9 protein-coding genes and 5 tRNA genes are annotated in these 11,464 nt (G+C 39.3%); 1 reads left to right on the top strand and 13 read right to left on the bottom strand.

All coding sequences use genetic code 11. The features are described 5' to 3' along the window. Positions 1-101: 101 nt before the first annotated feature. The 5 genes from H8716_RS15265 to H8716_RS15245 all read right to left on the bottom strand — a co-directional run bounded on the left by H8716_RS15265 (position 102) and on the right by H8716_RS15245 (position 5,977). Positions 102-554, bottom strand: coding sequence for a hypothetical protein (locus H8716_RS15265; RefSeq protein WP_249309861.1), 453 nt, complete (start codon positions 552-554; stop codon positions 102-104). A gap of 51 nt (positions 555-605) precedes the next feature. After that, positions 606-2,057: an Ig-like domain-containing protein gene (locus tag H8716_RS15260; protein WP_249309860.1), complete on the bottom strand. Its 1,452-nt coding sequence runs from the start codon at positions 2,055-2,057 to the stop codon at positions 606-608. An 82-nt stretch (positions 2,058-2,139) separates the two neighbouring features. Continuing rightward, positions 2,140-3,813 carry an Ig-like domain-containing protein gene (locus H8716_RS15255; RefSeq protein WP_249309859.1) on the bottom strand — a complete coding sequence of 558 codons (1,674 nt, stop codon included), beginning with the start codon at positions 3,811-3,813 and terminating at the stop codon, positions 2,140-2,142. 25 nt (positions 3,814-3,838) lie between these two features. Beyond that, positions 3,839-5,347, bottom strand: coding sequence for a hypothetical protein (locus H8716_RS15250; RefSeq protein WP_249309858.1), 1,509 nt, complete (start codon positions 5,345-5,347; stop codon positions 3,839-3,841). Between the two features lie 321 nt (positions 5,348-5,668). Further along, positions 5,669-5,977, bottom strand: coding sequence for a hypothetical protein (locus H8716_RS15245; RefSeq protein ID WP_249309857.1), 309 nt, complete (start codon positions 5,975-5,977; stop codon positions 5,669-5,671). 489 nt (positions 5,978-6,466) lie between these two features. Between H8716_RS15245 and H8716_RS15240 the strand changes: the two genes are divergently transcribed. Continuing rightward, positions 6,467-8,056 (top strand): AAA family ATPase, encoded by a 1,590-nt coding sequence (locus tag H8716_RS15240; RefSeq protein ID WP_249309856.1) that lies wholly within the window; start codon positions 6,467-6,469, stop codon positions 8,054-8,056. A gap of 58 nt (positions 8,057-8,114) precedes the next feature. Here the strand turns inward: H8716_RS15240 and H8716_RS15235 are convergent, their stop codons facing one another. The 8 genes from H8716_RS15235 to H8716_RS15200 form a co-directional block, all read right to left on the bottom strand. Next, on the bottom strand, positions 8,115-8,879 hold the full coding sequence (locus H8716_RS15235) for a type III pantothenate kinase (RefSeq protein WP_249309855.1): 765 nt from the start codon (positions 8,877-8,879) through the stop codon (positions 8,115-8,117). 13 nt (positions 8,880-8,892) lie between these two features. Then, positions 8,893-9,492 (bottom strand): ECF transporter S component, encoded by a 600-nt coding sequence (locus tag H8716_RS15230; RefSeq protein ID WP_249309854.1) that lies wholly within the window; start codon positions 9,490-9,492, stop codon positions 8,893-8,895. A gap of 100 nt (positions 9,493-9,592) precedes the next feature. Continuing rightward, positions 9,593-10,783 carry a bifunctional phosphopantothenoylcysteine decarboxylase/phosphopantothenate--cysteine ligase CoaBC gene (gene coaBC, locus H8716_RS15225; RefSeq protein ID WP_249309853.1) on the bottom strand — a complete coding sequence of 397 codons (1,191 nt, stop codon included), beginning with the start codon at positions 10,781-10,783 and terminating at the stop codon, positions 9,593-9,595. A 128-nt stretch (positions 10,784-10,911) separates the two neighbouring features. Further along, positions 10,912-10,983: transfer RNA gene (locus H8716_RS15220), tRNA-Gln, on the bottom strand. 19 nt (positions 10,984-11,002) lie between these two features. After that, positions 11,003-11,073, bottom strand: a tRNA-Gly gene (locus tag H8716_RS15215). 16 nt (positions 11,074-11,089) lie between these two features. Then, positions 11,090-11,164 (bottom strand) — tRNA-Pro (locus H8716_RS15210). Positions 11,165-11,168: 4 nt separating this feature from the next. Beyond that, positions 11,169-11,240 (bottom strand) — tRNA-Glu (locus H8716_RS15205). Positions 11,241-11,264: 24 nt separating this feature from the next. Further along, positions 11,265-11,336, bottom strand: a tRNA-Asn gene (locus H8716_RS15200). Between the last annotated feature and the right edge of the window lie 128 nt (positions 11,337-11,464).

Here is an 11,464-nt window from a genome sequence, read left to right as displayed (position 1 = left end):
TTGTCCGTCGCTTTTACTGAATTCATTTGCAGCCTATAGATAGTTCTTGTACTTACTGATTCTGCTCAAAGTAGGCATCTTGGTATAAACATGTGCATTTTTCATTTTACCTCTTCAACAGAAAAATCTCCTATTGCACTTATCAGCCATTTTCCTTTTACTTTTTCCATTTTAATCCCTATTGTTCCGGTAAACATATCTTTATACTTAAAACCTAATATTGCCTCCGAAGATTCCTCTTCTTTCGTGATTTCTACAACAGACCAATCCATTTCTGATACTTTACTTTTTAAGAACCGAACTATAAAATCTGTGGATTTAGCTGATAGTAAATTGGAGATTGCATTATCTTCCGAAATATCTTGAATATTCTTAATCAACTCTATATTCTGGTCTGTAAGATGCTTTTCAAGACCATCCATTCCATCTTTATGAACATCAATGATTGTTTCAACTAATGCCCTTTCTGGTGAATTCCATTTGTTATATACAATTACACCTATGCCAATTCCTATTAATAATGTAACTATTACAATGATACTTCTTTTAGTCATTTTTTCTCTCTGCCAATTAACACTCTTTAGATAAATCCAATTTATTTTCCATTACCAACGCAAAGATTTCATATTTTTCAAATATTTGTCAGATGATTTTATAAAAATTGCTCTTGAACACTTTTTGCCGTTAACACTATACCCCGGAACCGCAACAATACTGCTTGTCGTTTCAAAGAGCTTACAAATCAGTTTCAGTTTACCCTTTTCTATAACGTGTACATAATATGTACTACTCATAGAAGATCCCTCTTGAACGATAAGATATTTCCCTTTGACATAAATTCCTCTAAGAGTACCGTATATTAATGGCGTTACTTTTCCATTATAAAAAGTAAAAAGAGCATTTTCCTCATAATCATTATATAATAAAAGTTCTTTTATGCCATCCTTATTAATATCGTACAAACGATATCTGTTAAACCGGCTTCTATATATCGTGGTTGTCTTTCCATTTAAATACTTTACCCTGTAAGAAGAAGTGGACTTCAGAACTTTGTTATACCAATCTTCTTTTACAGTTATGCGACAGGTCTTTTTTACACCATTGCAGCTGGCTGTGATGACTGCAGTACCAGCCTTCTTAGCGGTAACCACACCATTTTTCACGGTTGCAACTTTACTGTTGCTGGATAACCATGTGATTTTTTGCGAATTTTTATTACAGGTGGCTGTAATTTTCGCGAATCCAGTAACATACATAGAAATATTGGATTTGTTTAATCTTAAAACTGTATTTGAAGTATTACTTTTTGCTACAGCGACTATTTCTACGTAATATGACAATCTTTCCCCTGTCTTTTCGTTCTGAACGATAAGTGTCAGGTAGGTATATTTTCCGTCCACCTTGACTTTCTTTGATTTGGTAAGATCCGTTTTCCCATTTTTTACAGATATCAGTTTCCAGTTCTTTCTCATTCTGATATCCATCTTATGAGTACCCTTCTCCAGTTTGAGACTTGCTGATTCATTATACTCCCGGTCGTCTCCGCCATGATCAATTGCCCCGTCTTCGTACTGTGATTTTATATTCTTATTTCCAATCTTCAGTCTTTCAAATGGATTCTCATAGTTTCGTACAATTACTTTAAATTTGTATTTATAGTTTTTCCCTCTATTTTTGAAACTTAATGTTACCGTCGTTTTTCCTGGATTCGTTGGCTCCAGATTCAGGCTGACATTGGTTCTGTTTTTCGCATCGCGAGATTCCTCAGCAAATGTTTCAACCACATAAGGATCACCAGTCGTCAGTTTTACGTTCTTCCAAGTGTCCGATTGTGTTCCTGTCTGAATGCTATAATACCACTCCAGTGCATTGTCACGTTTTCGTAAATTCCATGTTGCATTTTTCCCATTGAATTTTAAAATCTCATGTTCTCCATATGGGTAGTCTTCGCCCCAGTCCCTTGCCTCTGTTTTCTGCATCGGGCATAAACAAAATGCCAGAACCAAGCATGCTATTGTCATTACGCACATGATTTGTTTTTTTACCAGCTTCTTCATCCTCTTATTCTCCCTCGTCAATTCATTTAGCTTTATTTCCATCAGCCAATGAAGATAAAGCCTTCGCTTTGCTCATTTGGTTCTACAGATAGTTCTTGTATGTTGATGCTGAATATTTGTGCATTGGATATCCTTCTCTATTACCGGATACCTTATTTAACTGCTTCATACAATAACTTTTTGAGACAATTTTCCCATTGATACTCCAGAAGTTTGTCCCCCACCCTCCAACAGCAAATCTATAGGTTGGTTTTGAAGCTAGTATACCATTACTGTATTTGTAAAAAATGTAATCCGCTGGAAGATGTGAAAATCCTCGGTCAATATACTTACAGTTTTTATAAACACGAACGTAATTAACATGTCCTAATGTCGGAGCATAGGTACTGTTCCCCAGCACTTTTTTTACTTTATTGTTCTTGATGGTATAAATGTGTGTATTTTCTCCATATCCGGAAGTACTGGCTGTGGTCTGTTTCATGGTGGAATTTACTGCCCTTACAATCAGTTCATCTGTTCCGTTCTTGTCAATATCAACGAAAGCAAAATATGTCTTCAGACCGGAATCTTCATTCCATTTTTTCGCCCCGTTCTTCATGGACTTTGCATAAGACTTGATCGTGCTCTCGTATAATTTATGTTGCTCTTTCTTAGATAATTTGTTATTTGTTTTGGCTGATGACTGGTTTCCAGATTTTTTTACTGTTACCGAACACGTTGCTGTTTTTCCACCTACCTTTGCTGTAATTTTTACTGTGCCGGCTTTTTTTCCTGTTATTTTCCCTGTAGAATTAACTGTAGCAATAGATTTATTACTGCTACTCCATCGCATCCCACTTTTCCTGCCAGCAATTACTTTCATTTGATATGTTTCTCCAACACAAATCGACAGAGACTTTTTATCCAAAAGCAAATTGTTTCTCGTAACCTTATATGAAAAAATCGGAAAGGTTTTATACTGACTGTCTGTATATTCTACGAATGGATGCGTCAGACCCTGTCCATATACTTTCATATCTTTCATCAATTCCGAACCAGAAATATAGCCATCCTTATTTAAATCTTTTTTTTCGCATTCTGACGTATTTTTCAAAATATCAACCACTCGCTTAGAGAATCGCCCTGACTGAACCTCTTCGCCTTTACTTCCTGCACATACGAACATAAATCTGTTCAAATCTTTTGACGACAGGCAATGTTTTGCAGCTTCAACAATACATCCTGAATAACAGCAGTCTATTATAACAACCATTTTGCCTTTATAGGTTGCCAGTTTTTTCACCAGATCATCAAATGTGATTCTGTCCATTGTATTTTTATTATCGGATATAAACATTCCAAAATGACCAATTGGCAAAGCTCCACGTGATGAATTCTTCTCACTGGGCTTTTCTCCATGCCCCGAATAATAAAAGAAGCTCAGATCCCCAGCAGAGTTTTTCGAAAATGCACTATCCATCGTACTATAAATTTTTTTGATAACTTCCTTCTTTTTTTTCTTATTCCATAATCCAGCGTCTGTATTATAGCTGTATTTATATAATTTGTTATTATTTTTATACTTAGGCAGATTACTTGTCTGTATTATAGATGTTAATTCATCAAAATAATTTTTTCCGACATTACGCCCATTTACCGCCATAACGTGCTTGCTGCTATTTGCCAAAGCAGTTACCGAAAATGTTAAATAAACAAGCACGAACACCAGTAACACACCCAGTCTTTTCCCAAAAGATTTCTTTATTTCGTTTTTCATTTTCATTCTCCCTCATATTTTTTACTTATTTGGATTCCATCGGATACCCGTCTTTTCCTCCGATTAAATGTTTCAGATAACGCTCAAACTCTGCTTCTGATGCCACTGTTCCGGTTTCGTAGGTACCGTCTATGTAATAGACTCCATCCATTCCATATTGACAGGAATATCTCGCCTCACCATTGAGCTCTCCGTCCTGATACGGATAAAAATCATATGATATCAGAGCATGTCCTGATGTATATGCATAGATCATATTCCAGTCCTGATACACATGTATTATTGGATACCAGCCGCTTCCAACCGGCTCCTGTTCCAGAACGATTTTTACCGTATCGTCTTCCACTGTATAGATTTCTGTTCGGATACTGTCACTGGAAATTGTCACAGGATCGTCACTTGAGAACTTTACTATACATTCTTCTACGCCGTTCTGATCAATGTCTGCATAGGCAACATAGGTTTTTCCAGAAATATTCATCTGGTTTTCCTGTATGGCTGTCTGATTCTTTTCATCAAACTGTTCTATATATGGCGCATATTTTTCTCTTGCCGATGTATCAGAACTGCCGGTACTCTCCTGTGCTTCAAGCGCTGTCCCTAAATAGATGATTCCATCGTCTTCCTGATCTGGTTCAATCTCATCCTCCAGTGATTCTTCCTGTATTTCATCTGCTTTATTATCAATAGAAAAATAAAATCCAGCCAATGTGCTCTGCACTTTTCCGTAACCTACTCCATTCCACCACCGCTGAATATCATCCATGGATAGAGTGCTGTTCTTTTTCATTCTCAATATTTCAGACAAACCTTCATTCTGGTCAGCAGTCATCCATTCCTGACTGACTTCACTGCTCTGGAATCCAAGTGCCTGATAGTTCTGCAGTATATCCGCATAGGTATCTGAGCCATTTGAATTCCATATCATCGAAATCGGTGAACCCCAGAACCTCAGCGAATCTGTTTCTTCTATCCAGTCTAACTGATTATTTTCGAAACGATATCCTGTCAGATACCATTTCTGTCCAGTTGCCATGATTCCATCTGCATAACATTCATAGTAGAATTCAAACACACCGTCTTTTTCTCTAAAGGAAACCGATTCCGTAGTAAATAAAAGCGCATCATTCAGTCCACTTACGATTCCAGTCCGTCCATCTGTTTTGGTCTCCAGTATTTCCTGCTGAGCTACCACCTTCCAGTTCTCCTGTTCCTTTTTTATAACAGAAAAATGTATGGCATTCTCTATCTCCGGCTCATTACTTTCCTCGAAGGATACACAGAATATCTCCTGCTGACCATCTCCGTCAAAATCATTCTTATATGCCGACAGAATTCCTGCCGATTCTATCGTACTGATATGGATTTTGCTGTCTTCGGAATACAGTTCCAAATCATAAGTCTGATCTCCTATATAGGAAAGATCCAATGTTTCTTCTGCAATCTGTCTTGCATCCGGCATGCTGTCTTTTGCCTGACATGTGAATGATATCAGGCAGGAAACAGTTACCGCACCCAGTATTTCCTTAAACATTTCTGCTCCAATCTTTCATGCCTTTTCCTCCACACTTTTTCTGCTACATTGTAGATTACTTTACACTATCTGATTTTGCCATCCTCTGGCAGTTCCTTTATTTTTATTATAATAAAAATCACCACAGAGTAAAGTATAATTGTTTATCGTTTCATTATTATTCTTAATTCCCCTTACCAATTCTCTGTACAATATATCTCCCATTTTGCTTTTTCATTGGTTTTTATATTGGTATATGTCACTTTCCTGTTTGTCTTCATTCTTCCATCCTCCCTGTTTTCATAAGTTTTATCATTGTCCTCTGATTAAGGACAAAATAGACTAAAATTGGAAATAGATGAATTCGCTGGCGGAATATGCAGGTCCATAGATTCCATAGATCAATATTCCAAAAATTCCTGCAAGGTAAATCAGCCACCGCAGCCAGATTCCCTGTTTCATAATGAACTGTGATGCCTGAAAACCAACGTATTTACATATATCTGCTCCAATCAAAATGATCAGTGAAAATACTACTACCCAGATACGTCCCTCTGACAATTGCATGACATCTAAGTTGACGCCCCACTTGATCCATCCAGGTCTCCAGAATGCCAGGATTCTCTTCAGAATGACGATTCCCTGTCCCATGGTTGCCCGGAAGAAGATCCAGCTGATGTCGATCAGACCAAATGTGATCAGTGTCTTTAATGCCTTATGGCTGAATTCATTTTCTCTTACATGCAGGATCTGTTTTACCTTTTTTCTTAGAGGCTGAAGTGAATGTTCCTGTCCGGAATACCTGGCAGAATTGGTAAATGATTTAAAAAAAATAGATCCTGAACAAATCCAGCATCTATCCTATATCGTAAAAGGACTGATTCAAAATCATTCCTGATGTGTTGTTATAAAAGCAAACAGCAGATCTGTCTGACCTCTATTGATCAGATAAATCTGCTGTTCTTATTTTTTATTTATTTTTTTCGTAAATGATATAGAGTCCCTTCAGCATCAGTTCCTTCTTTCGATTGTCTTTTTTCTGCAACTTGCCATTTTTCTTCTTAAATGCTAAAATTTAAGCAATTATTGATTCGTTGCACTCTCACTTGATATGCAGCACCAGAAAGGACTTTAAAGCTCATGGGAAGATTCGTCAATCCTGATAACAGTGCGTTTCAGGTAGCCTTAAATTCAAAAATATATGTGGATAAAACAGGGCTACTGGAATATACCAACAGCGTTCTTGGTACTTCTAATGCTTATATTTGTAACAGCCGTCCCCGTAGATTTGGAAAATCTTATGCTGCCAATATGCTCACCGCTTATTACAGCAAGGGCTGCAATTCTGAAACAATGTTTTCTGATCTGTCCATCGGCCAGTCACCTGATTTCAAGATGCATCTTAATAAGTATGATGTCATCCATATCGATATCCAATGGTTTCTTGCCAACTGCTCTAATGCCGATGAAGTCATTGCATTTATCATAGATTCTGTACTGACTGAACTGAAAGGAATCTACCCAGGCATTTTATCTGATAATATAAAGACTTTACCAAACGCCCTCTCCCTGATCAGAGAGACCAACGGGCAAAAATTCATTATCATTATTGATGAGTGGGATGTACTGATTCGAGATGAATCTGCCAATACCGAAGTCTTAGACGAATACATTAATTTTCTGAGAGGATTATTTAAAGGAACAGAACCTACCAAATACATTCAGCTTGCCTATCTCACCGGTATCCTTCCTATCAAAAAGGAAAAAACACAGTCTGCATTAAATAACTTTGATGAATTCACTATGTTGAGTGCCAGCGATCTGGCTCCATATGTAGGATTTACAGAAGATGAAGTGAAAACCCTTTCAGAACAATATCATCAGGACTTTGATAAAGTTAAAAAATGGTATAATGGTTATTTACTTTCCGGTCATCAGGTATACAATCCAAAAGCTGTCGTCAGCGTCATGCTCCGGCATGAATTTAAGAGTTACTGGTCTGAAACAGCTTCTTATGAAACCATTGTTCCACTGATCAATATGAACTATGACGGACTGAAAAGTGCCATTATTGAAATGCTCTCCGGTACTTCAACAAAAGTCAATACTGCATCTTTCAAAAATGATATCACGACTATTCATAATAAGGATGATGTTCTCACTTATATGATTCATCTTGGATATCTGGGGTATGATCAGACACGAAAAATGGCATTTATTCCAAATGAAGAAATTCGTCAAGAACTGACGCTTGCTGTTGAAAGCCGTAAGTGGAATGATCTGCTCAGATTTCAGCAGGAATCTGAGTGCCTGTTAGATGCTACACTCGACATGGATGGTAATACTGTCGCAGCTCAAATTGAAAAAATTCATAATGAATATACCTCCGTTATTCAATACAATGACGAAAATTCTCTGAGCAGCATTCTGGCTATCGCATATCTAAGTTCCATGCAGTATTATTTCAAGCCAGTCCGTGAACTGCCAACCGGACGGGGATTTGCCGATTTTGTGTATATTCCAAAGCCCGAATATATTCATGATTATCCCGCATTGATTGTAGAATTGAAATGGAATCAGAATGCCCACACTGCATTGCAGCAAATAAAAGATCGAAAATATCCCGATTCGATTCTGAATTATACTGGAAATATTCTTCTAGTCGGAATTAATTATGATAAAGCGAAAAAAGAACATCATTGCCTGATTGAAACATTTGAAAAGATATAATGTAAAACAGCAGACCTGTCTGACTTCTATTGATCAGACAAATCTGCTGTTCTTATTTTTATTTATTTTTTTCGTAAATGATATAGAGTCCCTTCAGCATCAGTTCTTCATCCAGGATGATTTCCCGTTTGCAGTGCTGTACAATGCTCTTTGCCAGGCCTCCTGTAGCGATCACAGTTGCCTTGCTTCCCATCTCTTCTTCGATTCGTTCAATCATTCCGTCCATAGCCGCTGCATTGCTGTATACAATACCACTCTTCATACATTCGATCGTGTTCTTGCCGATGATGTGCTTCGGAGCTTCCAGGCTGATGCCGCTGAGCTGGGATGCACGGGATGTAAGTGCATCCAGAGAAATGCGCGGTCCCGGAAGGATCATACCGCCTATGTACTGTTTTTTTTCATCTACTACAGACAATGTGGTTGCCGTTCCCATATCGATGATAATCTGAGGAACCGGATAATAGTTGACTCCTGCCACTGCGTTTGCCACCAGATCGGCACCCAGCTGTGCCGGATTATCGATCTTAATATTCAGTCCGGTCTTCACACCTGCCGCCAGTACCAACACTTCTTTTTTCAAGATCTTCTCTGTGGCAATTTGCACAATGTTGGTGATCTGCGGTACTACAGAAGAAATAATGCCTCCTTCAATCTGATCCGGACGGATCTTGTAGATGTCCAGCAGAAGCTTAATATCTATGGCGTATTCCAATTCTGTCTTGGTACGTACTGTGGAAAGTCTTTCTATAAAATGTGTTTTCTCTTTGTCGATACCACCAACCACGATGTTGGTATTTCCGATATCTATGGTCAAAATCATTGACGTTCTCCTTTTATCTGCTTAACACTTTTGCTCTGAATAAGGCACTTCCTACCGCTCCGGTAATCAGTGTCGCTACTACCATCTCTACTACTGCATTCACACCTACAAATGCGCAGATGAAGACGATGACATTTCTTCCGGCAATCAGTCCCTGTACATATTCGGTGTTACCGAATAACAGTACCAGTGCTCCCATGAAGAATACGGTATTCAAAAGCGCTGAAAAAAATCCGGTAATCGCACATCCTGCATATACGTTTTTCTTGCTGATTGCTCTGAAAATGTATCCAATCAGCAGTCCATCCAGAAGTCTTGGTACAAATCTCTGAATAAATGCCAGAACCGGATTAATTCCTACCAGGATAATTCCCATTCCGCTTGGAATACCGATTCCAAAGCACTGCAGAAAACTTAATAATCCAAAAATAGCCCCTGCCGCAGCTCCTCCTGCCGGACCCATGGCTATGGCACAGATCGCTACCGGTATCATATTCAGTGAAATAGATAATGGACCGATCGGGATCGTTCCAATTGGTGTGCAGGCAAAGATCAGCAGTACCGCTGTCATCAGCGCCATAATTGTCATGTTACTTGTTTTTGTGTTTCTCATAATTTCCTCCTTGTTACTGTTCCCGTCCGGGATACAATACGGTGATGGTCGGACAGAATCTGTCCGAAAATCTGGTTAACGGGTTACTGTCAGGTATAAGTTACATCTTATCCCTGATTGTATCCAGGATCTTATCCGCTACCTCTTCCTTACTCATTAATGGAAGGGCAATTTCCTGATCCTGCGTAATCAGAGTCATTACATTTGTATCCCCCTGGAAGCCTGCACCTTCTACTTTTACATTGTTGGCTGCAACCATATCCAGGTTCTTCTTCTGTAATTTGGCTCTGGAATTACCTATCATATTCTCCGTTTCCATAGAAAATCCGCATAAAAACTGATTTTCTCTTTTGTGTTCGCCAAGATAAGCCAGAATGTCTCTGGTTCTTTCCAGTTCGATTGACATCTGTCCATCCTGCTTTTTGACCTTATTGTCATATACAGTCTTTGGTCTGTAATCTGCGACTGCAGCAGCTTTGATAATAATGTCCTGCTCATCACTTCTGCTGGTGACTGCCTGGTACATTTCTTCTGCTGTTGTAATCTGCACATAATCTACAAACATCGGTGGTGTCAGGGCTGTCTGGCCACTGACCAGTGTAACCTCAGCTCCCCTCAGCATAGCTGCTTTCGCCACTGCATAGCCCATCTTTCCTGATGAATGATTGGTGATATATCGTACCGGATCAATGTTTTCCTGCGTCGGTCCTGCGGTAACCAGTACCTTCTTTCCAGTCAGATCCTTCGGCCCTGCCAGTTCTTTTTCAATATACTGATACAGAGTCTCCGGTTCCGGCATCTTACCTGATCCGGTATCTCCACACGCCAGATACCCACTGGCCGGTGTAATCACTTCATAACCATATTTTTTCAGGATCTTTAAATTATCCTGTACGATTGGATTCTCATACATGGCTGTATTCATGGCCGGAGAAAGGAACTTCGGGCATCTGCATGCCAATAACGTAGTTGTCAGCATGTCATCTGCAATTCCATGTGCCAGCTTTCCGATTACATTGGCACTTGCCGGTGCAATCATCACTACATCTGCCTGTTTTGCCAGTGACACATGTTCTACCTGAAACTCAAAATTCCGGTCAAAGGTATCTACCAGACACTTATGGCCTGTCAAAGTCTCAAAGGTGATGGGATTGATAAAATTCATTGCATTCTGAGTCATGATAACATGTACACTTGCCTGCTTTTTCACAAGCATGCTTGCCAATGAAGCAATTTTATATGCGGCAATACTTCCTGTCACTCCTAAAATAACTGTTCTTCCTTTGAGCATCTTTCTTCTCCTTTTATTTCCAATCGAGGTACCTTGCCAATTATAGAACATTGTGGTCTTATATTCAACTTATTTTGAAAAGTTCTGAAAGAAAAACAAAAAGCAGCGGATCTACCACTGCTTTGAAGCTGGGCTACAAGGATTCGAACCTTGAAATGACGGAGTCAGAGTCCGTTGCCTTACCATTTGGCGATAGCCCATTATATTGTTTTGTTGCAAAGCGGGTGATGGGAATCGAACCCACGTATCCAGCTTGGAAGGCTGGTGTTCTACCATTGAACTACACCCGCATATTTATTTGTTGGATCGGGGTGACAGGATTCGAACCTGCGACCTCCTGGTCCCAAACCAGGCGCTCTAGCCAAGCTGAGCCACACCCCGATAATGACTCCAAGGGGATTTGAACCCCTGTTACCGCCGTGAAAGGGCGGTGTCTTAACCGCTTGACCATGGAGCCTGATATTCTATTTCTTCTTTAAAACTCCCCGAGTTGGGCTCGAACCAACAACCCCTCGGTTAACAGCCGAGTGCTCTACCATTGAGCTATCGAGGAATATGAAGATTGTACCTTCAAAACCGCATACGGTAAATACTTTTCATCCGTGTTTCCCAAACCTTTTGGAAGTTCTGTTCGCTTCGCTCCCAGAACGACCTTCCTGCTAAGTTCTGCCTTCGTCTTCC

The sequence above is a fragment of the Jingyaoa shaoxingensis genome (genome assembly GCF_014385005.1).
GTDB lineage: Bacteria > Bacillota > Clostridia > Lachnospirales > Lachnospiraceae > Marvinbryantia > Marvinbryantia shaoxingensis.
Note: the sequence above shows the minus strand (reverse complement) of the source record. Positions and strands in the feature narration are given on the sequence as shown.